Annotated in this window: 19 protein-coding genes and 5 tRNA genes; 20 read left to right on the top strand and 4 right to left on the bottom strand. The window is 42.3% G+C overall.

All coding sequences use genetic code 11. From position 1 onward, the window contains the following. Window positions 1-44: 44 nt before the first annotated feature. Entirely contained in the window at window positions 45-1142 is a 1098-nt protein-coding gene (locus tag PLE34_RS18045) for a Nif3-like dinuclear metal center hexameric protein (protein WP_324559199.1), read from the bottom strand. Between the two features lie 78 nt (window positions 1143-1220). Here PLE34_RS18045 and PLE34_RS18050 point away from each other — a divergent pair, with 78 nt between their 5' ends. The 7 genes from PLE34_RS18050 to PLE34_RS18080 all read left to right on the top strand — a co-directional run bounded on the left by PLE34_RS18050 (window position 1221) and on the right by PLE34_RS18080 (window position 11347). Beyond that, complete coding sequence (locus tag PLE34_RS18050; RefSeq protein ID WP_324559200.1) at window positions 1221-2039, top strand: DUF695 domain-containing protein; 819 nt, start codon at window positions 1221-1223, stop codon at window positions 2037-2039. A 104-nt stretch (window positions 2040-2143) separates the two neighbouring features. Further along, entirely contained in the window at window positions 2144-3640 is a 1497-nt protein-coding gene (locus PLE34_RS18055; RefSeq protein ID WP_324559201.1) for a carboxypeptidase M32, read from the top strand. Between the two features lie 14 nt (window positions 3641-3654). Continuing rightward, on the top strand, window positions 3655-4089 hold the full coding sequence (locus PLE34_RS18060; protein ID WP_324559202.1) for a hypothetical protein: 435 nt from the start codon (window positions 3655-3657) through the stop codon (window positions 4087-4089). 195 nt (window positions 4090-4284) lie between these two features. Then, a complete protein-coding gene (locus PLE34_RS18065) occupies window positions 4285-8622 on the top strand; it encodes a PKD domain-containing protein (protein WP_324559203.1) in 4338 nt (1445 codons plus the stop codon). A gap of 4 nt (window positions 8623-8626) precedes the next feature. Next, window positions 8627-9679, top strand: coding sequence for a PorP/SprF family type IX secretion system membrane protein (locus PLE34_RS18070; RefSeq protein ID WP_324559204.1), 1053 nt, complete (start codon window positions 8627-8629; stop codon window positions 9677-9679). A 174-nt stretch (window positions 9680-9853) separates the two neighbouring features. Continuing rightward, window positions 9854-10198, top strand: coding sequence for a T9SS type A sorting domain-containing protein (locus tag PLE34_RS18075; RefSeq protein ID WP_324559205.1), 345 nt, complete (start codon window positions 9854-9856; stop codon window positions 10196-10198). 297 nt (window positions 10199-10495) lie between these two features. Continuing rightward, window positions 10496-11347, top strand: a complete 852-nt coding sequence (locus PLE34_RS18080) for a hypothetical protein (RefSeq protein ID WP_324559206.1) — start codon at window positions 10496-10498, stop codon at window positions 11345-11347. A 190-nt stretch (window positions 11348-11537) separates the two neighbouring features. On the opposite strand, the gene PLE34_RS18085 is transcribed toward PLE34_RS18080, so the two are convergent. Both PLE34_RS18085 and tyrS read right to left on the bottom strand, forming a co-directional pair. After that, window positions 11538-11611, bottom strand: a tRNA-Gln gene (locus tag PLE34_RS18085). 78 nt (window positions 11612-11689) lie between these two features. Then, window positions 11690-12967 carry a tyrosine--tRNA ligase gene (gene tyrS / locus PLE34_RS18090; RefSeq protein ID WP_324559207.1) on the bottom strand — a complete coding sequence of 426 codons (1278 nt, stop codon included), beginning with the start codon at window positions 12965-12967 and terminating at the stop codon, window positions 11690-11692. Window positions 12968-13163: 196 nt separating this feature from the next. Here tyrS and PLE34_RS18095 point away from each other — a divergent pair, with 196 nt between their 5' ends. From PLE34_RS18095 to PLE34_RS18120, 6 genes are all read left to right on the top strand, one after another. Further along, window positions 13164-14291 carry a putative type IX sorting system protein PorV2 gene (locus PLE34_RS18095; protein WP_324559208.1) on the top strand — a complete coding sequence of 376 codons (1128 nt, stop codon included), beginning with the start codon at window positions 13164-13166 and terminating at the stop codon, window positions 14289-14291. A 3-nt stretch (window positions 14292-14294) separates the two neighbouring features. After that, window positions 14295-19328 (top strand): putative type IX secretion system sortase PorU2, encoded by a 5034-nt coding sequence (gene porU2, locus PLE34_RS18100; RefSeq protein WP_324559209.1) that lies wholly within the window; start codon window positions 14295-14297, stop codon window positions 19326-19328. 199 nt (window positions 19329-19527) lie between these two features. After that, window positions 19528-20223 carry a class I SAM-dependent methyltransferase gene (locus tag PLE34_RS18105; RefSeq protein ID WP_324559210.1) on the top strand — a complete coding sequence of 232 codons (696 nt, stop codon included), beginning with the start codon at window positions 19528-19530 and terminating at the stop codon, window positions 20221-20223. 13 nt (window positions 20224-20236) lie between these two features. Then, window positions 20237-21667, top strand: coding sequence for a hypothetical protein (locus PLE34_RS18110; RefSeq protein ID WP_324559211.1), 1431 nt, complete (start codon window positions 20237-20239; stop codon window positions 21665-21667). A 58-nt stretch (window positions 21668-21725) separates the two neighbouring features. Further along, window positions 21726-22766 carry an acyltransferase family protein gene (locus tag PLE34_RS21910; protein WP_502875889.1) on the top strand — a complete coding sequence of 347 codons (1041 nt, stop codon included), beginning with the start codon at window positions 21726-21728 and terminating at the stop codon, window positions 22764-22766. 120 nt (window positions 22767-22886) lie between these two features. Further along, window positions 22887-23123 (top strand): hypothetical protein, encoded by a 237-nt coding sequence (locus PLE34_RS18120; RefSeq protein WP_324559213.1) that lies wholly within the window; start codon window positions 22887-22889, stop codon window positions 23121-23123. Between the two features lie 10 nt (window positions 23124-23133). On the opposite strand, the gene PLE34_RS18125 is transcribed toward PLE34_RS18120, so the two are convergent. Further along, the gene (locus PLE34_RS18125; protein WP_324559214.1) at window positions 23134-23733 is read right to left on the bottom strand and encodes a riboflavin synthase; all 600 of its coding nucleotides are present in this window, start codon (window positions 23731-23733) and stop codon (window positions 23134-23136) included. Window positions 23734-23841: 108 nt separating this feature from the next. Here PLE34_RS18125 and rpsU point away from each other — a divergent pair, with 108 nt between their 5' ends. From rpsU to PLE34_RS18160, 7 genes are all read left to right on the top strand, one after another. Then, a complete protein-coding gene (gene rpsU / locus PLE34_RS18130) occupies window positions 23842-24042 on the top strand; it encodes a 30S ribosomal protein S21 (protein ID WP_324559215.1) in 201 nt (66 codons plus the stop codon). Window positions 24043-24094: 52 nt separating this feature from the next. Next, a complete protein-coding gene (locus PLE34_RS18135) occupies window positions 24095-25018 on the top strand; it encodes a tyrosine-type recombinase/integrase (RefSeq protein WP_324559216.1) in 924 nt (307 codons plus the stop codon). Between the two features lie 166 nt (window positions 25019-25184). Continuing rightward, window positions 25185-25490: a ribosome hibernation-promoting factor, HPF/YfiA family gene (gene hpf, locus PLE34_RS18140; RefSeq protein ID WP_152267445.1), complete on the top strand. Its 306-nt coding sequence runs from the start codon at window positions 25185-25187 to the stop codon at window positions 25488-25490. 216 nt (window positions 25491-25706) lie between these two features. Beyond that, window positions 25707-25780, top strand: a tRNA-Thr gene (locus tag PLE34_RS18145). Window positions 25781-25874: 94 nt separating this feature from the next. Further along, a tRNA-Tyr gene (locus PLE34_RS18150) sits at window positions 25875-25957 on the top strand. A 42-nt stretch (window positions 25958-25999) separates the two neighbouring features. Beyond that, window positions 26000-26072: transfer RNA gene (locus PLE34_RS18155), tRNA-Gly, on the top strand. A gap of 75 nt (window positions 26073-26147) precedes the next feature. Beyond that, window positions 26148-26218 (top strand) — tRNA-Thr (locus PLE34_RS18160).

Here is a 26218-nt window from a genome sequence, read left to right on the forward strand (position 1 = left end):
GAGAATTCTTTTACGTTGGCCATATGATCTATACGATTTATGAATTAAGCGTAATAAAAGACCGGGTTGGTATTTACCGCTGTTTTTAGGACGGCAAAGGTAGGAAATTTTTCCAGCAAAATATCATGCAATAAGTCAATCGTATATTGCTCGCTCTCAAAATGCCCTATGTCTGCTATTACCATCCGGCTATCAGCATCAAAAAATTCATGGTATTTGATATCGGCGCTTATGAAAATATCAGCGTTTGCGTGTAAAGCGTTGGAAATCAAAAAGCTACCTGCTCCTCCGCAGAGCGCTACTTTTTGTATTGGGCTTCCGGTAAGGCGGGTATGACGTATCAGCCGGAGCTGAAAACTTTCTTTCAAAAAGCCTAAAAATTCCTTTTCTTCCATAGGTTGAGGCAGCAACCCGGTAAGTCCGGCGCCGGTATGCTGGTGGGTGTTTTCGAGCTGCACCACATCGTAAGCAACCTCTTCATAGGGGTGCGCGGCCTTAAGTGCCTGTACCAGTTTTTGCTCTATCCAGGCGGGAAAAATGACTTCTATTTTTACTTCTTTTTCAAAATGAAGCTCCCCTGTAACGCCGGCAAAAGGATGTGTACCCGCTTCTCCTTTAAAAGTGCCGGTTCCTTCACTGTTGAAGCTGCATTGGCTGTAGTTGCCAATATGTCCCGCCCCGGCATGAAATAAGGCGGTTCGCAGGTTTTCGGCCTGCTCAACGGGCACAAAAGTATACAGCTTTTTAAGGGTTAATGCTTTTGGCTGTAATATGGCCCTGTTGATGAGCCCCAGCCTGTCGGCCATCCGCCCGTTTACGCCGGCAATAATATTGTCGAGGTTAGTGTGAATGGCGTAAATAGCGATCTCATTTTTGATGGCCTTAATGATCGTACGCTCTACATAGGTTTTGCCGGTAATGCGTTTCAGCCCTTTAAAAACAACCGGATGATGCGCTACAATCAGGTTACATTTGCGCTCAATGGCTTCATCAACCACGGCTTCTGTTGCATCTAACGAACAAAGCACACCTGTACAGTACTGCCGTTCATCGCCGGTAATTAAGCCGGCATTGTCATAGGAGTCCTGCAGCGCGGGAGGCGCTGCATTTTCCAAAACGTTAATGATGTCCTTAATTTTCATAGCTCTTCAAAAAGTAATATAAAAATAGCCATTACTTTGCTGCGAAATTGTTTTTAGCGGCTTTGCCGGTATATGATCATGAAAAAAATACTGTTCCTCTTATTTAGCTGTATTGCACTGTTGCAAATAAAAGCCCAGCAATATAAAGGCAACTGGGACGCTTATGTGGTGCAAATCAATCATAAGCCGGCGTCTGTTGTTGTTGACCTCGATTTTGGCAATTCCCCCGAAGCTAAGGAAAAACGGAACGTGATCATTGTGCAGCTTAACATGAAGCGGGTGCAACCTGATGGAATGCCTGCAGGAAATGAAATAAAAACATTAGACAGTATAGAAAACGGGCTGGTGAACAGCTTAAGCAGTGCTTTAAGCGCACAGTACACCGGGCGTTATACCCGGGATGGAAAGAGGGATTTTTATTTTTACAGTAACGATACTTCAAACTGTATAACGCATGTTGCAACTGTTTTGCAGCATTTTTCTACCTATACCTGGACTGTTCTGGTGAACCGCGATGATGATCTCAGCAATTATCTCAATGTATTGTATCCTACCCAAAAAGAAATGGAACGTATACAAAACAGGCGTATGGTGGATGCCCTGCATGCAAAAGGAGACCAACTGACCGCACCCCGTAAAGTAGATCATTTTCTCTTTTTTAAAACAGAGGCAGACAGGAAAAAATTTGCAGGGGTGGTGCAGGACAACGGCTTTACGGTAGAAAATGCCGGTAAAGAAATCGGCGTAAAAGATCGCCCTTACAGCTTGCATATTTCAAGAACGGATAAAGTAGATTATAACAGCATTGATAAAGTAAGCCTGTACCTGTGGGAACTGGCATTACATTATTTTGGAAAATATGAGGGATGGGAAACTTTTGTGGTAGGAGGAATTTGAAAGAAAAAAAGCAGCGGCCGGTACGCAACGAAGGAGCGTCAGACCATCGGTGCTGAAAGCTGAAAGCCGATAGCTATTCGCTGAAAGCTGCTTGTAACAATCGTATGACATCTCAACAACTATATGAGCAGTACACCGCCCAAATGCATAAAATAGCGGATGTAAAATATGCACTGGCGGTTTTGCAATGGGACCAGGAAACGTATTTACCTGCCAAAGGAGCATCGCTCCGGGGCCAGCAAATGGCCACGCTCAGCGAAATAGCGCACCAGCTTTTCGCAGAAGAAAAATTAGGCTCATTACTGAATGAATTATCGGCAGCGGGCGGACTTACTGACATGCAGCAGCGCAATGTGGCATTAACGCTGGAAGATTATAAGAAGAATAAAAAATATACTTCGGCATTTGTACGTGAGCTTGCTGAAGCTACCAGCAGGAGTTACCATGCATGGATAGAAGCGCGGAAACAAAATGATTTCCGTGTTTTTGAAAAAAGCCTTGGTGATCTTATCCGGCTTAAAAAAGAAGAAGTGCATATCTTGGGGTTTGAGCAGCATCCCTATGATGCGCTGTTGAATGAATTTGAAAAAGGCGCCACGGTTGCGTGGCTGGATGCCTTATTCGATGAATTGCAGCAACCCTTGCAATCATTGCTTTCAACCGTTATGCAAAGGCCACAGCCGGATGACGGCTTTTTGCACCAGCACTTTGATAAGGACGCTCAATGGCGTTTTGGACTTGATATGCTGAAACGGATGGGATACGATTTTGAAGCAGGCAGGCAGGATATTTCAGAACACCCGTTTACCACCAGTTTTAATACCAGCGATGTGCGCGTTACTACCCGTATTGATGAAAATGATTTTACCTCAATGACATGGAGCTGTTTGCACGAAGGCGGTCATGCTTTGTATGAACAGGGGTTACCGGCAAATCAATACGGGTTACCGCTCGGCGAATATTGCTCCCTGGGTATACATGAGTCGCAAAGCCGGCTTTGGGAAAACTGCATTGGCAGGAATAAAGCTTTTATAGAGCATAATATCCCGCTGATCCGGCAATACTTTCCACAGTTAAACCAGGCGGGTGCGCAACAGCTATTTGCCGCGGTAAATAAGGTAAAGCCTTCCCTTATCCGTACGGAAGCGGATGAGCTGACCTATCATTTTCATGTAATGATCCGGTATGCCTTAGAGAAAAAGCTGGTAGAGGGAAGTGTGGATGTAAAAGATATCCCATCGTTCTGGAACGAATCGTACAAAACCTTACTGGGGGTTGATGTGCCGGATGATAAAAACGGTTGCCTGCAGGATATTCACTGGAGCCACGGGAGCTTTGGCTATTTTCCAACCTATAGTTTGGGTAGTTTGTATGCTGCACAGTTTTTTGCCGGTATGCAAAAACAGTATGCGGGGCTAACAGACCAGATAGCTAATGGTGATTACACGCTCATCCATCAATGGCTGCAAACACATGTATATCAATACGGAAGGGCGTATACCAGCAGCGAATTATGCAATAAAATAACAGATGAACCGTTGCAATTGAAGTATTTTATGCAGTATCTTACCAATAAATACAGAGCAGTGTATCATTTTTGATCAAATAGGATGGTATGAAAAAAAATAGTGTTTGTTACGGGTTGCTGTTTTTGCTTGTTTTTTCATTAAGCGGGCTTCAGTGTAAGAAAGTGAAGGAGGACATAGGGAAAAGATTTATTATAAATGCCATGACCAGCGGGCTGTGGATCGTGCAGGTGTTTACAGATGATAATGCTGACATTACTGCAAATTTCGATGGCTATGAGTTTCAGTTTAAAGAAGATGGAAAGGTATTTGCCATAAAAACAGCAACAACCGAACAGGTTATGGGTACCTGGGAGGGCAATGTAAATGACCTCACCATATTTTCAAACTTTCCGGGTGCTGGTGAGCCGCTGCAAAGGCTTAATGATACCTGGAAGATCACCAACAACACAACCAAACTGGTTGAAGCCAAACCCTTTAATACCAGTCGTACGGCATATCTAAAGCTGGTAAAAAAAGCGTAACCGCCCTTGTATAACCCAACTTCCCTGAATAACCAAACGTATAGCTGGTTAGTATCCTGTCCTTTGACTTACCCCCGAAAAGTTATTATATACAGGTCCTGAACTATATAAAAAATACGATAGTTTTGGCCAAATTTGCCATCGGGCAAGTAGTTTACCGTTTAATAATCTGACCCTGTATAAATGTAATGCGGCTTGAAAAAAGGAATATTGAATACCATATTAGTATTGTTGCTTGTTCAGGCTGTGAAGGCACAAACACCTGTGGCAGATTTTTCGGGATCTGTATTGTCGGGTTGTGCGCCGCTCCGCGTAAACTTTAAGGATTTATCTACCGGCGATCCTAAGTACTGGGACTGGGAATTTACAGACGGCGGCTCTTTTAGCCAGTTGGCCAATCAGCAAAACCCGGGTATAACTTTTAATCAGCCCGGCACGTATTCGGTAACCCTGGTGGTGCGCAATCAAAGCGGGGTTAACGCGGTTACCAAAACGGGTTATATCACGGTCTATCCTTCCCCTACTGCTGATTTCCGGGCAGATATTACTACCGCGTGCTTACCGGCCACCATCCAGTTTACGGGTACCGCTTCCACAACGGTGGGAACGATCAGCGAGTGGTCATGGGATTTTGGCGATGGGGGAACATCCAACCAGCAAAACCCCCAACATACCTATACCGAAACGGGGTATTTCAATGTGGCGCTCACGGTAACCAGCAGCAACGGCTGCAGCCGGCGGGTAAGCAGGGGAAGGTATATCCGCATGGTATCGGGCATTGTTGCCGATTTTGTAAATACCCCTTCGGCAGCATGCACGCCGCCGTTTGGCGTGGCTTTTACCAATGAGTCGAGCGGGCCGGGCAGACTTACCTATACATGGAATTTTGGAAATGGCAGTACAGCAGATTCCGCCAACCCGGTGGTAAATTTTGCTACAGATGGCGATTATGCCGTTCAACTGATCGCTCAAAGCAATTATGGCTGTAAGGATACGGTTCAAAAAACGGTTACGGTTACTACCTATGCGGCGGGGTTCAGCAGCCCCGACAGCAGTTGTTTGGTTGAACCCGTTCATTTCGCAAATACTTCCGCGGCTGGTGGTGCATCTTTATTATGGGATTTTGGCGACGGTACCCAATCTTCAGAGCCTAACCCCGTAAAAACCTACGGAGCGGCGGGAAGCTATACCGTAAAGCTGATCAGTAATTATGCGCATTGCAGCGATTCCGTAAGTAAAACCATTAAAATAACGCCAAAAGCCGCTGTTGATTTTACGGCTGTTAATAACTTAGGTTGTGGTGTGCCGCTTGAAGTGCAGTTTCAAAACAATACGCCCGGCGCTGTAAGCTGGCTCTGGGACTTTGGCGACGGGAATACTTCTACAGCACAAAATCCTTCCCACACTTATACCAGTGTTGCCTCTTATGATGTTACGCTTACGGTAACAACCGCCAACGGTTGCGGCAATACCATTACCAAACCCCGGTTTGTGCGGGTGATCCCCACAACCGTTAGAATTATTACTGCTGTTGATGAAGGCTGTGTAAATGCTGTTACAGTTCATCCGGTAACAGAGATCCGGACTGTTGACGCTATAGATTCCTATCTATGGGATTTTGGTGATGGCATTACCAGCACTAACCCAACCCCAACCCACACCTATACCGGTACCGGCGTTTTTCCCATGAAAGTTACGGTTACTACGGTTGACGGATGTACGGTTACCACCCCTCCTCACTATGTAAGGGTTGGAACACCGCCTTCAACTGCGGATTTTACCTTTGATAACACCGGCAATTGTGTATCGGATAGCGTAAAATTTTATGGAACTTCCAGTGGCGCCAATGAATGGTTATGGGATTTTGGTGATGGCGAAACTTCAGATGAGCAAAACCCGGTTCATTTGTTCCGGGATACCGGCATGGTTACAGTAAAACTAACACCATTTAATAACGGCTGCCCGGGCCCGGCAATAACCAAAGCAGATATATTCCATAAAGATGCGCCGGTGGCCAATTTTGGTTTTGAAGTGAACTGTTCCAACCCCCTGCTGGTAAAATTCACCGACAGTTCTATCGTGGATGCCAGCCTCGGCACTCCTATTTACCAATGGGATTTTGGCGATGGTCAGGCTTCCACAGATCAACATCCTCCGGGGCATACCTTCCCCGCTTCCGGGCAATACAATGTGCAGCTTACGGTTATTAATGGTTCCTGTACTGCGGTATATGTGCGGCAAATAGATCTTTTTTCCGTTAATGCCGACTTTACGTTGCCGTCTGCTGCCATGTGCAAAAACACACAGCTTGTTTTCAATTCAGTGGAGGATACATCAAGGATTGCGTCATATACCTGGTTTGTTGACGCTGAGGCAGTTCGTAATGAGCCGTCATTTGATACCGTTTTCCAGTCACCCGGCAACAGGTTGCTTGAGCTAACCGTAACCGATAAAAACGGTTGTTCGGCAACGGAAAGCAAAACGCTGCAGGTGAAAGGCCCCACGGCACAATTTACCTCGTTTGCTGCGGTAAACTGCGGAAGCGATGCCGTTAGCTTCACCGACGAGTCCACCCCTTCCGGAACCGCCATTGCAGAATGGTTATGGGATTTTGGGGATAATACAACGCAAACCTTTTCTGCGCCCCCGTTTACGCACCAGTACGCCGATACCGGAACGTATGCTGTTAAGCTTACCGTAAAAGATGCGGATGGCTGTGTAGATGCATTTACCCTTGCAGACCCTGTAAAAATATCGGCCCCCAAAGCCTATTTTGGCGCCGTGCAAACCTTGTTCTGTCCGGGTATGCCGTTAGCGTTTAATGATTCGTCCAGCGGTAAAGGACTTACTTATGCGTGGGATTTTGGCAACGGGCAAACAGCAACAGCGCAAAACCCATCGAATATATATGCTGATGGAAAGTATAGCGTAAAATTAGTGGTAACCGATAGCCTGGGCTGCAGCGATTCTTTAACAAGAACAGAGTATATAGACGTAAGAACCCCTGTGGCGGCCTTTGAAGCAACCGATACTTCGTCTACCTGCCAGTTGCTGGAAGCCAAATTCTTTAACAGGTCGGAGAATTACGAATCCTTTTACTGGGATTTTGGCGATAGTACCAACTCTACACTGGCAGAACCCAGGCATTTTTATGATGTGTATGGGAGCTACGTGGTGAAGCTTTACGTAACCGGTTATGGTGGCTGTGTGGATTCGGCAGTAGGAGAGGTGAATGTGTATGATCCTCTTGCCTATACCAGGATTAATTATACTGTGCCTCCGTCTCCCATCTGTAATGAAGTGCCAATAGCATTTAATATCGTTACGCCGCCGGGCACTAAATTTCAGTTTGCTTTTGGAGATGGTGATATAGATTCTTCCGGTCAAACCGTACTGAACCATCTTTACGATTATCCAAACACCTACCGGCCTTCCGTGGCGCTGGTTGATGCGCAGGATTGCAGGGTGAGTGTATCCGGACCAACACCTATCAATGTAAGGGGTGCTGTTCCGGCTTTCAATATTGACAAAAAACAATTTTGCGATTCGGGTACCATATTCGTTACCAATTATACCATAAGCAATGACCCTGTTGTTTCCCAGCTTTGGAATTTTGGCGATGGGCAAACTTCAATAGATAAAACCCCTCCCGCCCATATATTTCCACAGGCCGGCTTATACCCCGTTTCACTTACCGCTACCACGCAGAGCGGCTGCGAAAGAACCTATACCGACACGGTGAGGGTGTACCGTACCCCTAACCCCGTAATAGCGGCAGGTGATATTACCTGTATAAGCCGTGCCATTGCTTTCAATGGTTCGCTTGCCCAGCCGCCGGATACGGCTATACTATGGAACTGGAGCTTTGGTGATGGAAGAACATCTGCCGAAAGGAATAATACCATCAGTTATGATAACCCCGGGAACTATACCGTAACCCTTACCGCCACCAACAATTTTGGTTGCAAGGATATGGCAACGCATCCCTTAATGGTAGCCCCGCTGCCGGTTATTACAACGCAAAACGTGGTTATACCGGTGGGAGGAGAAATAGTAATGCCGGTAAGCTACAGCAGCGGCATAAGCCACTATACCTGGACGCCTCCCGATGGATTAAGCTGCACCAGCTGCCCGGCGCCTTTGGCTAAACCCAAAGTAACTACCACTTATCATATACAGGTAACGGATAGCAATACCTGCTCCAATGCTGCAGACATCATGGTGGAAGTAGTTTGTAAAACGGAAAACTATTTTGTACCCAATACTTTTTCACCCAATGGCGATGGCATGAATGATGTGTTTTACCCGCGCGGCAGGGGACTGGCAAGTGTACAATCCATGAAAATTTACAATCGCTGGGGGCAATTGGTTTTCGACAGGAGAAACTTTTCAGCGAACGATCCCACTAAAGGATGGGATGGAAAAATGGGTAACCAGGCCGTGCCTCCCGATGTGTACGTATATATGGTTGAATTTATTTGCGAAAATGCGCAAATTGTACCCATGAAGGGAAATGTAACATTAATACGATAAATGAATGCTCAATAAAAAAAACACATACTACTCATTATTTGGCATGCCGGTGAGGTGGTGCTTTTTGGTGTTTTTGATATTGTTGGCTGTTGCTCCGAAAGCGCAGGATCTTCACTTCTCACAATTTTATGAGGCGCCGCTGCTGCGTAACCCCGCGCTTGCCGGTTTGTTTGAAGGAGATGTAAGGGCGCAGTTGGTATACCGCAACCAGTGGGGAAGTGTAACCACACCCTATCAAACAGGCTCGCTCAACGGGGAGTATAAGTTTGCTATAGGCCGGGGAGATGATTTTATGACCGCGGGGTTGCAGGTATTATGGGATAAGGCGGGCTCGGTAGCCCTTAACACCACGCATTTGCTGCCCGCGGTGAATTATCATAAGTCTATGAACGCCGATAAAAACAGGTATGTTTCCATTGGCTTTATAGGAGGGTTGGTTTCCCGGAGCTTAGACCGTTCAAAAGTAACCACTAACAACCAGTACGACGGGTTTGGCTACAATGGCTCACTGCCCGACGGTGAAACCTTTGCATCCAACTACTCCTATTTTGACGCTGGTGTGGGCATGAGCTACAATTCCTCAATAGGCGATAATAAAGAGAATAATTTTTTTGCAGGACTGGCATATCATCATTTTAATAAACCCGCTAACTCTTTTTATCAAAAGTTGCAGCACCTGCCCAAGTGGGTAGCTTCGGGTGGCTTAAGAACTACAATGGGTGATCTTTCCTACATTACTATTAATGCTGATATAAGCGTGCAGGGGCCTTTTAGGGAGCTGATCGGGGGAGCGATGTATTCCCGGAAAATAGGGGATGAAGAGGCGCCGGACTATATAGTGCATATGGGCGGCTACCTGAGATGGGAAGACGCGATTATACCGGTAGTAAAATTAGACTATCATCCTTTTTCGGTAGCATTCAGCTATGATATGAACATATCTCAGCTCCGCACATCAAGCCAGGGAAGAGGAGGATTTGAAATTTCGCTGAGTTACATCGGCTTTCTCAATACCAGTGGCAGCACCAAAGATATTTTACGCTGTCCGCGGTTCTGATATTTTCACTTTCACACAGGCGTACTATGACCTGCCGCTTCAGCGCTTGCAAATCCCATTTCCACATTTTTAAATTCTCACATTATATCAAATTACCATTTTTCAATTTTCCTGCTATACTTTGAAAGACAAAATTTGCGTTATCTTTTACAGATAAAATCCTAATTTTATAGAGTGAAGACCTTTACGCTGATATTTTTAATGGGAGTGATGTTGCATTTTTCCGGCTTTAGCCAGGAAAACTATCTCTTTGCAGCTAAAGAGCCTGCCGTAAAGATCCTGAAGTTTTACCCCAACCCCGCTACTACTATCATCAATTTCGATTTTCAGAAAGATTACGACAGGTCATACAACCTGGTAATATATAATTTTTTGGGCAAAAAGGTTTTTGAGCTTACCGGTATAAGTCTTACCAACCAGGTAAATCTTTCCGATTTTACACGGGGTGTATATATTTTCCAGTTGCGCAATAAAAATGGAAAGATTATTGAATCGGGAAAGTTCCAGGTGTCTAAATAGGCATCTCACCCGCATATCACTATTAACATATCACTATTAATTTAAAAGTACCCCACACTAACAGGTGAGCGGGTTAAGACCCCGGGTGTAAGATAAGCAACCTGCTGTTTATTACGTTAAGGTATAACCGTAAATCTCCATTTGAAAATTACCAGTAGTACGGGCTATATGTTTATGCTAACTCACTGTATAGTATAAACGAAAAAGAAGGCCGTGTTACAATTCTTCAGGAAAAGAATCGTTTCAGCAGTGAAATTTTCATTTTACATTCTTCATTTTAACTAAATTCCTGATTCAATGAGAACCCGTTCTAATCTTTTGTACCTGGTTACATGCTTATCCCTGGTTTTATTTTTTTCCTGTAAAAAGGATGACAACCCTGCATCCACTCCTCCTGCATCGAATCCTCCTCCGCCGCCAACGCTGTTTGAGCTGGTACAGGGCAGATGGGATGTTGATGTACCTTTTTTTGGCAGGAAGCAGGAAAAGTCATCGCATGCATCTTTTAAAAACCAGGAGAAGCTGGACATAGGTGCAGTAACATCCGTAGAGTTTTTCAGTGACAGTACCTGCATCATAACATTGAATTATTATTACGGACTGGTTCACACTATCTCTGTTTCCGACAGCATTACCTTTAACCTGGATGGGCTGGGACCGCTTACAGATATCAGGACATATGGGGATTCTTTAAGCTTTTCGTTCACGTATTATGATATTCCGATGACTGTAAAAGCAGCGAAGAGGCCTAATATAGAGGTAAATGAAAACAGGAAAGCACTGCTGAACACCTGGAAATTGACCACAGAAGAAGATGGTGCCACCTTTTACGAAGAAAATGAAATAGATGGCGATTTTCATATGATTATTTCGGCTGCGGGAAGTTTTGTACTGCAATATCCGGATTACGCTGAATCTATAAACTGGAAGTGGCATCCTGAAGAGCCCGATGCTATTGTGACTTATGCAGCAGGGCAGGATGAGGCAAATAATAATCATTATTTCAAGATACTGGAGTTAAGCAATGCCAGGTTAAAAGTGCAGGAAGTATTCCTGGAACCGGTATATGAAGACGATGGAACAGGCAATGAAGTCATCACCGGATACGAAAAAGTAATAGTTAACAGCTTTGTTCTTACCGCTAAATAAATAATTTCATTGGTAAGATGTTATTCAAAAGCCGCCGGGTACCAAACCCGGCGGCTTTTACGATATTATCATTCTCTTTTAAAGTCAAATTAGCCGGTCTTTCTTTCCAAACCAGGCATTAACAAGCCCGACAAAACCCGCAAAGAAGGAAAAATAGAAAAAGCCGGTCAGGGAACCGGCTTATCCAATTTGGTTGCCCGACCTGGATTCGAACCAAGACAAACAGTACCAAAAACTGTCGTACTACCATTATACTATCGGGCAATCCTTCCTTAAAAGCAGGTTTAAGGGCTGCAAAAGTAAATACTCGCCGCATCTAAACCAAATTTCATTGCCGGATATTTAATTGGCTTTAACCAAGTAATAATTTTTCTTTCCTTTTTGGATTAATACGTATGTATCATGTAAAAGATCGGCTGCATTAATTTCCTTTGAAATATTATCTATTCTATTACGATTAATGCTTACGCCACCACTTTGAACCATTTTCCTGGCTTCTCCTTTACTTGAAAAAGCGCCCGTTTCCGCCAGAAAGGAAACAATGTCAATACCGCTGTTTATTTTTTGTTTGGAATAATCAAATTTTATAACGCCTTCCATACTTTCAAGGTCTTCGGCGCTGAGTGCTGTGGCAGGCGCGTTTTGCTGCGCAAATAATTTTTCCGTTATTTCAACGGCTTTGCTGTACTGCTCTTCACCATGAATGAAAATGGTTACTTCTTTAGCCAGTGTTTTTTGTAACAACCGTTCGGCCGGGTTTTGATGATGTTGTGCAAGCAGTGTATTGATTTCTGCCGGAGATAAAAAGGTGAAAATTTTAATCCATTTTTCCGCATCTTCATCCGAAGCATTCAGCCAGAATTGATAGAACTGGTAAGGAGAAGTTCTTTCCGCGTTTAACCATATGTTTCCTTTTTCTGTTTTACCAAACTTTCCGCCGTCAGCTTTTGTAATAAGGGGGCAGGTAAACGCGAAAGCTTCGCCGCCTGCCTTACGTCGTATAAGCTCCGAGCCCGTAGTAATATTACCCCATTGATCACTGCCACCCATTTGGAGCTTGCAGTTTTTATTGGTGTATAGCCAGTAATAATCGTATCCCTGCATGAGTTGGTAGGCAAATTCCGTGTAGCTGATGCCGGTATCGCCTTCAATGCGCTTTTTTACGCTGTCTTTGGCCATCATGTAGTTAACCGTAATATATTTTCCTGCATCCCGCAGGAACTCAATAAAGCTGATATTTTTGAACCAGTCGTAGTTATTTACCAGTTCAGCGCTGTTCAGCAGGGTAGGGTCAAAGTTCAGGTGTTTCTCCAGTTGTTGCCTGATCCCTGCTACATTAACGTCTAATTGTTCGGCGCTCAGCAGGTTCCGTTCTTCGCTTTTACCGCTGGGGTCGCCGATCATACCGGTTGCGCCGCCGATAAGCGCAATAGGCTTATGTCCTTTTTTTTGAAGGTGTACCAATAATAATATAGGAACCAGGCTACCGATATGCAAACTGTTGGCGGTAGGATCAAAGCCAATATAAGCCGTAGTCATTTCCTTATTTAACTGATCTTCCGTTCCGGGCATAATATCCTGCAGCATACCCCGCCATTTCAGCTCTTCTATAAGCGTCATTTTCAAGTTGTTTTGGGCAAAAATAATGTTAGTTTATCAAGTCCGTTTCAAAAGGCAATAATTTGGGTGTAAATCCGTTATAAAAGCTTGTATTTTAATGCTTATCCCTGCAAAAGTTCCTGTGTATATTTGTATTGCCAACCGGCTGCAAAATGCCGGAAAATGAGAAGAAATTACTTATCAGTAAATAAGTTGAATGAAAAAAGTGCTTCTGAGAATAGTTTTGATTGTTCTGTTAAGTAGTAGTATGCATGCCTATGCCCAGTTTCGTAAATATTCCAATGAGTTTTTAAATATAGGAGCCGGGGCAAGGGGGCTTGGAATGGGTGGAGCGCAGGTAGCTTCGGTTAGCGATGGCAATGCGGGTTACTGGAATCCTGCCGGGCTTGTGCACATAAAAGATAACCCGGTTGTAAATTTTATGCATGCAGAATATTTTTCGGGTATCGGTAAATATGATTACGGTAGTGTAGCCATTCCCTTAAGTGATAAAAAAAGGACGATTGCGTTATCTTTACTGCGTTTCGGTGTAGATGATATTCCCAATACCTTATACCTTGTTGAGCCCGACGGCTCTATCAACTACAATAATATCCGTTCCTTTTCTTCTGCAGATTATGCTTTTCTTTTTTCTTATGCACAAAGCCTGAAGCAAAAGGGCAACAGGCTATTCAGCTTTGGCGTTAATGCCAAAGTTATTCATCGTAATGTAGGAACATTTGCAAAAGCCTGGGGTTTTGGTTTGGATGCCGGTGTGCAAATGCAAACCAAACGCTGGAAGCTGGGCATTGCCGCCAGGGATGTTACCACAACGTTTAATGCCTGGAGCTTTAGCTTCACAGAAGAGGAAAAAGAAGTGCTTTATCTCACCGATAATGAAATACCGGTAAAATCAACCGAATTAACAGCTCCCCGCCTGGTACTGGGTGCAGCCTATGATTTTGCATTGGGCAAAAATTTTAACCTGTTGGCCGAAGCCAATGCGGACCTTACATTTGACGGTAAACGAAATGTAATTGTTAGTGCCGACCCGGTAAGCATTGACCCGAGGCTGGGCATTGAGTTGGGATATAAAGACCTGATTTTTGTAAGAAGCGGTATTTATAATTTCCAGCGGGCACTGGCCGATGGCGATACCCTTAATCAGAAAAAAGTATGGATATACCAGCCGGGCCTGGGCGCCGGCTTTAAGCTAAAGCATATTGCCATAGATTATGCTTTTACGAACCTTGCCAATCAATCCAACCCTTTATATACGCATATCTTTTCTATCCGGTTAGATTTAGTGAAAAAGGAAAAGACCAAAAGCGTTAAAACAAAATAGCGTATGATGAAACAGGTACTGTTTATACTATTTACGTTAAGCTCTTTTTTGGCCAGGGGGCAGTATAACAATGAGTGGATAGATTACAGCAAAACGTATTATAAATTCCCGGTTGCAAAAGATGGCTTACACCGGATTACAAAATCTACTTTACAGGCTGCCGGATTAGACAATACACCCGCTGAATATTTCCAGTTATGGCGCAATGGCACGCAGGTGCCTTTATATACTTCCGTTGCTTCCGGCCTCTTAGATGCAGCCGGGTATCTGGAATTTTGGGGAGAAATGAACGATGGCAAACCCGATACCAAATTATACAGGAATATCAATGACCAGTTATCAGATAAATGGAGCCTTGAAACAGATACGGCTTCTTTTTTTTTAACGGTTAATCCTTCAGGCGGTAACCTGAGATTGGTTAATGAAGCTAATAATATAGCAGGTAACACATTGGTTCCCGAGCCCTACTTTATGTATACCTACGGCAAGTATTTTAAAAACAGGATCAATCCGGGTTACGCGGGGCTGGTAGGGGAGTACGTATATTCATCATCCTACGATAAGGGAGAAGGGTATACCAGTGGTGATATTCGGCCTGCCACTCCGTTAAATGAACCTGTTATTAATAATTTATTTCCGTATGCGGGAGGTCCGGACGGTACCTTTTATATTGCTGCATCGGGCAATGCGTTGTATAACCGCAACATTAAGGCTGAGGTAAATAACACCCAGCTTGTGGATGTGGTGATGAATGTTTTTAATGACACGCGCCAGCAGGTAACCCTGCCGGTAAGTTTAATCAGTGCGGGTACTGCTGCGGTAAGGATCACCAATACTTCCGCTAATCCCAATGACAGGATGGTGGTATCGAGGTATGAGATCACTTACCCCCGGCAATTCAATTTTGGCAACAATACTAATTTTATATTTGAGTTGCCCGCTACAGCCACTGGGAACTTTCTCAGGATTACCAACTTTAACAGGGGTAGCGCCGCCCCTATACTTTATGACCTCTCCAATCATAAAAGATATACCGGTGATATTGCTGAATCGGGTGTTATAAAATTCGCCCTGCCGCCTTCGGTACAGAAAAGAAAGCTGATCTTGATGAATGCGCTGGCATCCAATGTTACGATGATCAATGCATTGACTCCCCGTAATTTTATTGATTACGGGCAACCGGATCATCATGGCAATTACCTTATCATTAGCAACCGGCTGTTATATAACGGATCTAATGGCAATCCGGTAGAGGCGTATGCGCAATACCGCAATTCAGCTGCAGGGGGAAGCTACATCGCAAAAATATACGATATAGATCAGCTCACCGATCAGTTTGCCTTTGGCATCAAGCGGCATCCGGGGGCCGTTAAAAACTTTGTGCAATACGCGGAAGATAATTTTCAAACAGCGCCTATGGCTGTTTTCCTTATTGGTAAAGGAGTGAATTATATAGATGCAAGAACCAACCAGAGCAACCCGCTGCTGGAACGGTTAAATCTTGTGCCTTCATTCGGCCATCCTGCTTCTGATAATTTGCTGGTGGCAAGAGGAAATGAAATCATTTCCAGCATACCTGTCGGGCGGCTGTCGGCGGTTATACCTACTGAAATTGAGGTATATCTCGAAAAAGTAAAAGAATATGAAGCTACTGCCAGTAATGCCCCGCATACAGTTGCCGGCCGTGCATGGATGAAAAACGTAGTACATGCCATTGGAGGGGGCGATGCTGCGCTTACGGCCCAGATCGGAGGGTATATGAATCAGCTCAAAACCACAATAGAAGATACGTTATATGGTGCTAAGGTTAAAAGTTTCACCAAATCATCCGCGGTTACAAGCGATCTTTCCTCCGAAGGGCTGAAGCAATTGTTTGCAGAGGGTATTGGCATCATTAATTATTTCGGGCATTCTTCAGCCAGCACCCTGGAGTTCAATATTGACGATCCATCCATTTACGACAACCAGGGAAAGTATCCTTTCTTTTTTGTAAACGGATGCCTCGCGGGTGACATTTTTACATTCGATCAAAACAGGTTTACGGTAATAACCACTTTGTCGGAAAAGTATATGCTGGCAAATCAGCGCGGCAGCATAGGCTTTATAGCGAGTTCGCATTTTGGTATTGTAAACTATCTTAACTCATATCTTAACGGACTCTACAAGGCCATATCACAAAAAGATTACGGGCATTCCATAGGGGAGATAATGGAAGAATCGTTTCGTTATCTCCAGGGCGTTTGGGGAACTGATTTTTTTGCAAGGATACATGCGGAGGAAATTACTTTGCATGGAGATCCGGCTATCCGGTTTTATACCCAGGCAAAGCCCGATTACGTAGTGGAAGACCAGATGATAAAGATCCCTTCATTGATATCCGTTGCGGATAATAATTTTACGCTGGAGGTAAAATTTTTTAATATAGGAAAAGCGGTTGATGATTCCATTACTGTAGAGATCAAACGCCAATTACCCGATGGTAATATCATTTCCGTTCTTAGAAAAAGGATTGAAGCAATAAAATATGCCGATAGTATAGCCGTGATGATTCCAATAAATGGAGCAATTGAAAAGGGTGAGAATAAATTTATCATTAAGGTTGACGCCGATGAGGAGGCAGATGAGGTAACCGAAACGAATAATACATTTATCAAATCTTTTTATATACTGGAAGATGAAGTAAGGCCTGTTTACCCTTATGATTTTTCTATTGTTAACAAAGCCGGTATCTCATTCTATGCCTATGCTCCCCATTCAGGTAAAGAAGCTTCTCACTATATAATGGAAATTGATACAACCCGATTCTTCAATTCGGCGCTTAAGCAAGCAGTAACGCAAAGCGGAACAGGCGGCATTATTGAGTTTCGTCCCAATATCAGCCTGGTTAATAATACCGTATACTACTGGCGCACCACTACATCGGGGGATAATGCGGTATGGAATAACGCGTCTTTTCTTTATAATACACAAAGTACACCGGGGTATAACCAGTCTCACTACTTTCAGCATACCTATAGCGCTTATGATTCAATGGCTTTGAAGCCTGACAGGCGGTTTTATTTTGATAAGCAATCAGTGAATATTAATGCAAAAGTGGGATTATATCCCGCATTTGTAGGCGGTCAAATTGCAATAAGCAGAAATGATGATGTTATAGCAGACTGGATGTGTGATTTTAATGTTTTGCAAATAGTGGTATTTGATGCAAACACAGCGAAGCCGTGGGAGAATTTTAATGTAAGTGCAACAGAGGGTAGGTTTGGTAGCAGACCAATATGTCACCTCAAGCCTTACTCCTTTTCTTACCTTTTTGCAGATTCGGCTCAGCGAAGAAAAGCGATGCAAATGCTTGATTCTATTCCCGATGATAATATGGTAATGATTTACTGGGCTGGAGTATCTGTGAATACCTTTACACCCGCTAATCAATCGTTTATCAGCAACTGGATGGAAGATACCGCAACACTGGGCACCAACAAATCACTCTATCATAAGCTGAAGAGTTTCGGACTAAATAAAATTGATAGTTTTACCCGTAACATCCCCTTCCTTTTCTTTTTTAAGAAAGGGGATCCGGATGCCCCGGTCTTTCAAAGAACGGGCACTGCTCCCAATGATTATATAGTTGAAAATTTTACGCTGGAAGAATCTCTGGAGAAAGGATCCGTTGAATCTCCATGGTTTGGTCCGGCATTAAAATGGGATGCATTACACTGGGATGGCGAAAGTGCTGATCAGGTTTTATCTGATAAATCAGAAATTGAAGTATACGGAAAAAATGGCAATGGAAATATTGAATTATTGGCGACTGTTCGTAATGCACGCGATACAACCATTGAATTTATTGATAGCAAAGCATACCCGTATCTAAAATTGAAAATGCTTACCGGCGATTCTGTAAATGCTACGCCCTATCAGCTTGGTTATTGGCGAATTAATGGCAAGCTTCCTCCGGAAGGGTCCATTGCACCCAATTTATATATAAAAGGAAAAGATACGCTGGAAATGGGTGAGAAGTTTGTTTTTGCAATAGCGTTTAAGAATATAAGTGAGACAAGCTTCGACAGCTTAAAGCTTGTGGCGAGAATAACAGACAGTAAAAATGTTCAGCATATTATTGATTTGCTCAGACGTAAGCCGCTTGTTGCGGGCGATACGCTGATTTTTTCTTATGAAATTGATACTAAGGATTACCCGGGGGCAAACTCATTGTTTGTGGAAATTAATCCGGATGAAGATCAGCCGGAACAATACCATTTTAATAATTACGCGATACATAATTTTTATGTGAGGCCGGATAATGGGAATCCTTTGCTTGATGTAACGTTTGACGGGGTTCATATACTGAACAATGATATTGTGTCGGCAAAGCCGCATATTTTGATCAGGCTTAAAGACGAAAACAAGTTCCTGGCCCTGGATGATACTGCTTTAATAAAAGTGCAGGTGAGGTTCCCGGATGATCAGATCAGAACGTTTTCCTTTACCAGTGACACCTTAAGATTTACACCGGCAAATTTGAATGCGGGAAATGTAAACGATAATACGGCCACAATTGATTTCAATCCGTCTTTCCTGGAAGACGGAGATTATGAAATGATCGTTTCGGGTAGGGATAAAAGTGGTAACAAAAGCGGACAGGCAGAATACAGGGTTGGGTTTAAGATCATTAATAAGCCCATGATCTCTAATATGTTCAATTATCCTAATCCTTTTACTACTTCAACAGCTTTTGTATTCACATTAACGGGTAGTGATGTGCCTCAGAATATCCGTATTCAGGTACTAACCATAACCGGAAAAATTGTGAGGGAGATAACAAAAGAAGAACTTGGACCTTTAAGAATTGGTAGAAATATTACTTCATTTAAATGGGATGGTACCGATCAGTATGGTCAGAAACTGGCAAATGGAATATATCTTTACCGGGTAATTACCAATCTGAATGGAAAATCCCTTGATAAATTTAAAACAGAAGGTGATAATACGGATCAATATTTTAATAAGGGTTATGGTAAGATGTACCTGATGAGATAGATTGAAAGTTGTAAGTGATTTAGATGTCATAGCATTGTTACTCTGGGTTTAATTTATTTTGTCTGTTACAGTCTCAAAATAGAATGTGATCAAACCTTATATATCAGGATTTTTACGGAGATTCGGACTACTAGCCGGGGTAGAAAAGCTTCGTTTTCTTTTGAATCAGGCGACTTTTAAAAATTCCAATACTAAGTATTTGAATAAGCACCCGGATATTGAAATACCACCCGACTTTTTCCTGTACGAAACTTATATGCTAAATTATGAGGTTTATTATAATGACGGATTGGATACAGCCAGGGAAATTATTAGTTTGTTAGGAAAGCAGTATGATATTTTGCACAAAGGGACCAGGTGCCTGGATTGGGGATGCGGACCAGCAAGAGTAACTCGTCATTTGCCGGGCTTACTTCCCGAAGCTGAGTTACATGCTGTTGATTATAATGAACAGTATATAAATTGGTGTAAATCAAAAATTAAAGGCATAAGGTTTGAGCAAACTAATATTTCTCCACCCACATTGTATCCTGATGCTTATTTTAACATTGTAATGGGATTGTCTGTTTTTACGCACCTTTCGGAGTTAAGTCACTATGCATGGTTGAACGAATTGTACCGGATAATTAAACCAGGTGGAATACTGTTTATTACCACGCAGGGGAAATCTTATGAATACAAATTGTCAGCAGATGAAAGGCATAAGTTTAACGAAGCAGAATTAATTATCAGGGATAGGGTATTGGAGGGAAATCGTTTGTTTTCTGCCTTTCAACCACCACATTTCATAAAATCGCTCATAAAGAATAAATTTGAAGTTATTGAATTTATTGCCGGAGAGAAAAATCATAAATCACCCGAACAGGATAAATGGGTACTAAAGAAAATTGAATAGCAAAAGTTATTTAGTGATACTTACAACTGAGATGAAATATGAACATACCGCTAATAAGAGAAATCCATTCTTGTTTTTTCTTATAGCTTATCTTATCCTTTTTGCAGTGTCATTGAACAATGGTTTTTTTTGGGACACCACCCATTTAGCTTCGCTTCAGGCATGGTGGTATTATGACAATAATTTTAAATATTTTTTTTTACCAACAGGTATTGACAGTGGACATCCTTCCTTCTTCGCAATGTTGTTAGCGTTGATGTGGAAGATGTTCGGTGTGCGGGTACCGGTTGGACATATTCTGATGTTGCCTTTTATCATTCTTATGATTCGCGAAGTAACAGAAATATGTAAATATTATTTTAAGAGCAGGTTTCCATATGTTGCAGCACTGGTGCTCTTTAACCCGATTATTTTAGGACAGGCGACCCTGGTGAGCCCCGATATTGTTTTATTTGGCTTCTTTTTTTTTACGCTCAATGGAATACTTGATAATAGTAAACTGAAAATATTAATTGGTGCGTTAGTGCTCGGCGCAATCAGCATGCGGGGCATGATGTGTGTAGCGTATCTCTGCCTGTTTGCTGTTCTCAGACAAGGCCTTTCATTTAAATCCATTATAAGGTTTGCGCTCATTTTTTCTCCAGGCATCCTGGTTGTTATTGCATTTCTGTCTTTGCATTATGCTCATTCAGGCTGGATAGGATACCATGCCAATTCTCCATGGGCAGATTCTTTTGACAGCGCAGGAATAAAAGGATTTGCCAGAAATATAGTTGTTTTTTCATTTAGGATGGTTGATATGGGGATGGTTTTCATTTGGATTTTTATGGGAATTGCAATTATTTCCCGGATGAAAGGAAGTATAGCTTTAAGCAAACGAACAACGGAGCTTTTGCTGTTGTGGATTTTATGTTTCCTGGTTTCTGTATTACTCCAGTTCTTCTACAGGCACTCATTGTTGCACAGGTATTTATTGCCCTTAATTGCAATAACCACCTTTGTTTTTTGTTCCTTAGCGGAAGAGGGGTTGACCCTTAAGCAATTTAAACGCGTATGGTTACTTTCCCTTGTGGGGCTGTTATCGGGTAATCTATGGGTTTTCCCCGATCCCATTGCCAAAGGCTGGGATGCTACCCTGGCTCATTTACCTTATTATAAACTGAGAAAGGAAGCATTGCATTTTATAAAAGCAGAAAATATCCCTCTCGGAAAGGTAAATGGTGGGTTCCCGTATAATTTAACAGGAAAATGCATTGACCTGAACAGTGATACTACGACTTTTTCGAAACTTCCGCCCGAACAATCACCTTATGTACTTTATTCTAATATTTCAAATGACTATACCGATGAACAATTGAATTCTTTCAAAAAGGACTGGATATCTTTAAAGGTATTTGGTGGTTGGCCCGTACGATTTGTGTTGTATAAAAATCCATCCCTATAATTTAATGCTTTTTGACTGGTTGTAACAATATTATTGATAATAAAATAAAAATGGCTTGATGGTGACTGGCCTTTCTACTGATGTTTCGAAAACCTCAAATAATGTCACATTACTCAGGCATTTTGCGGCAATATTTGTATTAATCAGCCACTCATTTGATCTGCTGAACAGATCAGCGGCTGAGCCATTGAGTTTGTTATCCGGTGGTGCTACATCTTTAAGTCGTATTGGTTTGATCTTTTTTTTCTTTATAAGCGGGCTTTTGATCACACAAAGTTTGTATAACTCTGCAGGCATTACACATTTTTTGTGGAAACGTGTTTTGAGAATATATCCGGCATTAATCGTTTTAATTTTCTTAACTGTATTTATTCTAGGACCTGTTTTTACTGCAATGCCCATTGGTGCATATTTTAAAAATGGCCAGACATGGGAATACTTTTTCGGCGGTATTTCACTTATAAGATTACGTTTTTTTTTGCCGGGTGTTTTTGATGAACATGGGGTAAACGGCTCTTTGTGGAGTTTACCTGTTGAGTTCAGGTTCTATATTTTATTGGCTGTTTTTTTCATTACCGGGGTACTAAAAAAAATAAAATTGTATATTCTCTTTCCCGGGCTCTTTCTTTTCATCTATCTGGCATCACCATATTTCAGTATTAACCCAATTTGGATTTATCTGGCGCCATATATTTCATGGGCTGGGTTTTTCTTTTTAGGATCTTTTGTCTTCTTTGTTCGGGATAAGATAAAAATGAATTTGGCTATCCTGCTGGCTGTATTAGTACTTTGGTATTTTACCAGGCATATTATAATTATAAATAAGCTCACGGAACTTATTGCTTTTTCGTATTTAACTTTATTTCTTAGTTTCAGCACACCCGTGCTGGGGAAGAATTTTTTTTCAAAAAATGATTTTTCATATTCCACATATATTTATGCCTTTCCTGTGCAGCAAATTCTTTTGCATACCGGATCGGATAAAGTTGCTCCATTGGAGTTAATGATATTAACACTGTTAGTATTAATACCTTTTTGCTGGTTTTCGTGGCATTGTATTGAAAAGCCGGCGTTAAAACTGAAAAATATAATGCAATAAGCTACATAATCATATAAGTTTGACGCAACTTATTTTTTAAATATCCTGCGTGCAGAAAAAAAAGATTATACAGGCTTTGGCAGAAGTTTATTAGACAACACTTTTACAAACCGTTATGTGGTGAATAGAATGAACTCTATCCACCAGATTATTACAGATAGATTTGTATTGGGATACAATGAACCGCTCGAAAAAGTACAATATCTTTACTGTTACCCCGAAGACCCTGGATTAAAACGGAACCTGGCAGATGACCCGGAATACAGCGGTGAAAAAGAAGCATTACAAAATATAATCCGTGCCAATATTCAGCAATACAACAATAGTTTATTACGAAGGAGTTTGTTTAGTGAGTAGTTGTTATGAGTTACTTTAATCTGTTTCCCAATTCCACTCCCCTCACCACATATTTACCTATCATATCAAATTCAATGTTCACGGAATCTCCCTTATTTACTTGCTGCATATTGGTATGCGCATAGGTATAGGGAATGATAGCTACTGCAAAGCTGCCTGAGGTTACATCGAAAGCGGTAAGACTGATGCCGTTTACACAAACAGAGCCTTTTTCAATGATCAGGGGAGCAAATTTTTCAGGGAAACGAAAACGGTATTTCCAGCTCCCGTTCAGGGCTTCTTTTTCTATACAAACAGCGGTTGTGTCTGCATGTCCCTGTACTATATGTCCGTCTAAGCGGCTGTTCAGCGTTAAGCATTGTTCAAGATTGATGTAGTCGCCGGACTTCCATTCGCTGATATTCGTCTTTTGCAGGGTTTCCTGAACGGCGGTAACCCGGTGGGTATTATCCTTAACGGTTTCAACGGTGAGGCAAACACCGTTATGGGCAATGCTCTGGTCCGGCTTAAACCCGGCACTGAGGGGCGATGTGATCCAAAATTGCTTATTGGAACCCTCATCTTTTACCGAAATAACGCTGCCTACCGATTCAATGATGCCTGTAAACATAAACGCAAATTACTGTACCCGGCTGAATTTTTGAATTTGCTTTGGATTTTAGTTTTCTTGTATTATCTTTGCACTCCTTAAAAACTGATAAAGGAGGTATATTACATTATGCTGATTATTGATTCCAAAGATTGCGAAAATATAGACAAGGCGCTTAAAAAGTACAAAAAGAAGTTTGAAAAAGCTAAAATCTTACTGCAATTAAGAGGCCGCCAGTCCTTTACCAAGCCTTCTATCAGGCGCAGGGGAGAGGTGTTGAAAGCAGTTTACAAGCAGAATATAGCTATTGGAAAGATTGAGCCCAAGTAAGCCCGTCTTTTTTAAATAATTTTGATCAGGTAGCCGTAGAGTATATAACTTTATGGCTACCTTTTTTATGCCTGGTTCGCTTCATATTCCGCAAATACAGTCGTTTATAAATTATATCCGCTTTGAAAAGCGGTATTCGCAGCATACTGTTACTGCTTACAGGAAAGACCTGGAGCAGTTTTTTACTTATCTTAAAGAAAAAGATTATCCGTTCAGTCCCTTGCAGGATATTGCAGCTATTCATATCCGCTCATGGCTGGCCAACCTGATGGAAAATCAACGCACCGGTAAAACGGTAAACCGGAAAATATCAACGCTTAAAGCTTTTTTTAAATATCATTTAAGAACCGGTTTGCTCCAAACCACGCCAATGACCACCGTAATATCGCCTAAAGTTGCAAAACGGCTACCGGTTTTTGTGGAACAAAAGCATACGGAAACCCTTTTTAATCATGTTGCATTTAAAGAAGGCTGGGAAGGCCGCACAGAAAGGCTGATCCTTGAGCTGCTTTACACTACCGGAATGCGGTTAAGTGAGCTGATCAATATTAAAGAAAACCAGGTAGACATTCAGCAGCAGCGCATTAAAGTGCTTGGCAAGGGAAATAAGGAAAGGATGATTCCGCTTAATACGGAAATAGCCGGCAGTATTGACGCGTATATAAAAGAAAAGCGCAGGGTACATGAGTCGTTCGATGAACTGCATCTTTTGGTTAACGGTAAAGGGAAAAAGCTGTATCCGAAATATGTTTACCTCGTTGTAAAAAAATACCTTACGCTTGTTACCACCATTAAAAAGAAAAGTCCGCATATCCTTCGCCATACTTTCGCTACACATCTCACCAATCATGGGGCAGATCTTAATGCAGTTAAAGAGCTGCTCGGTCACTCCAGCCTTGCCGCTACCCAGGTATACACGCATAATACCATAGAAAAGCTGAAAGCGGTGTACCAGAAAGCCCACCCCAAAGCCTGATACAATCGGGCATTTAAAATAAAAAAAGAGCGCTTTTTGCAATAAAATTTTATTTGAAATCTTATGCATAAAGGCCTAACTTGAGGATGTTGCAGCTTTGCAGTTACAGCAATAAGTTCTTTCTTTAGTTATTCTTAATTGTTCACAGAAATTAAACTGGATTATCATGAATGTAAACATTCAAACGGTGCATTTTGATGCCGCATCAAATTTGCTTGAGCATGTTAACAAAAAGATCAAAAAACTGAACAATTTCCACGACAGGATTACCACCATTGATGTGTACCTGAAACTGGATAATGTGTCGCACCAGATCAAAGACAAGATTGCAGAAATTAAAGTGAAGGTGCCGCGTTACGCTTTTTTCTCCAAGGAATCCTCCAAGTCTTTCGAAGAATCGTTTGACGCTGCTTTAGATTCCATTATTGAGCAGATTAAACGAAAAAAAGATAAACAAATGCAAGCTGCGTAAATAAAGAAGGCCTCTTCACGGGGCCTTTTTTATTCGGAATAATCAGTGTTTTCGGCGCTCTGTATCATTATTATCTGCCAACGGCTTCTCCTTCCTAAAAAATTATCTTCATAAATTTTTGCATTTAAAGATTTCCATTACCTTTGCCTTCCCAAAAAATGAGGTGGTAAGCCTGCTTGGGGTAAAGTTCTTTACAGGATTGAATTTCAACAAAATGCCAGTGTAGCTCAGTTGGCCAGAGCAGCTGATTTGTAATCAGCTGGTCGGGGGTTCGAATCCCTCCACTGGCTCAGCGCTTTACTGTATTTTTTCGGGTATGAATTTGTGAGGCAGCAATTGCCGTCGCCATCATATTGTTTTCATAACAGGCTTACACACAATTTTGGGCAAGTAGCCAAGTGGCCAACGGCAACAGACTGTAAATCTGTCCTCTTCGGAGTTCGGTGGTTCGAATCCATCCTTGCCCACAGAATAATTTGAAATTTCAAATTTCAAATTTGAAATGATAAGCGGGAGTAGCTCATTTGGTAGAGCGATAGCCTTCCAAGCTATAGGTGGCCGGTTCGAGCCCGGTCTCCCGCTCTTTAGATTTGGCGTTTACAGTTTTGAAGTTGGGACAACTGGAAACTACAAACTGAAAACTCTTAAACTGAGATTGCCGTTGTAGCTCAGGGGTAGAGCACTTCCTTGGTAAGGAAGAGGTCGTGAGTTCAATTCTCATCAACGGC

The sequence above is a fragment of the Agriterribacter sp. genome (assembly GCF_035445465.1).
Taxonomy (GTDB): Bacteria; Bacteroidota; Bacteroidia; order Chitinophagales; family Chitinophagaceae; genus Agriterribacter.